This is a genomic window from Clostridium sp. ATCC 25772, from assembly GCF_001573875.1.
GTDB classification, from domain to species: domain Bacteria; phylum Bacillota; class Clostridia; order Clostridiales; family Clostridiaceae; genus Clostridium_J; species Clostridium_J senegalense.
This window is the reverse complement of sequence record NZ_LFRG01000205.1, coordinates 1-539: the sequence shown is the minus strand read 5'-3', so window position 1 is coordinate 539 and position 539 is coordinate 1. Positions and strand designations below refer to the sequence as shown.

General features: G+C 26.9%; 2 pseudogenes. Both read left to right on the top strand.

The window, feature by feature from the left end:
• Window positions 1–332: pseudogene (locus tag AZI32_RS19120) on the top strand (hypothetical protein); the annotation flags it as partial.
• An 8-nt stretch (window positions 333–340) separates the two neighbouring features.
• Window positions 341–539: pseudogene (locus AZI32_RS19115) on the top strand (phosphoribosylformylglycinamidine synthase subunit PurQ); the annotation flags it as partial.

The window sequence follows — 539 nt, the reverse complement described above, 5'->3', positions numbered from 1 at the left end:
AGTTATTAAAAGAGTTGAATGGATACAATTATAAAATATTAGGAGAGACTATAGAAGAAAAAAATATAATTATAGAAAATGAAAGTATAGATATAGATTATTTATATGATAAGTATAACGGTGTTTTAGAAAGTATATTCCCTATTAAAAGTGAAGAAATAAAAGAAAAAATAGAAACTATAAACTTTTTAAATAATGAGGAAAGAAGAAATAGTGGTATAAGCTTAGCTAAGCCAAAAGTCTTTATACCAGCTTTCCCTGGGACTAACTGTGAATATGAGCGTTTGAAAAAGCAGGAGCTAAAACATCTGTTAAAGTATTTAAAAACTTAACTTATAAAGATATAGAAAGCTCTATAGATACTATGGTAGAAGAAATTAAATCATCTCAAATAATAATGTTACCAGGGGGATTTAGTGCAGGAGATGAGCCAGATGGATCAGGTAAATTTATTGCAACTGTATTTAGAAATCCTAAAATTGCTGAAGCTATAAATGAATTTTTAAACAATCAAAATGGATTAATGCTAGGTATATGTA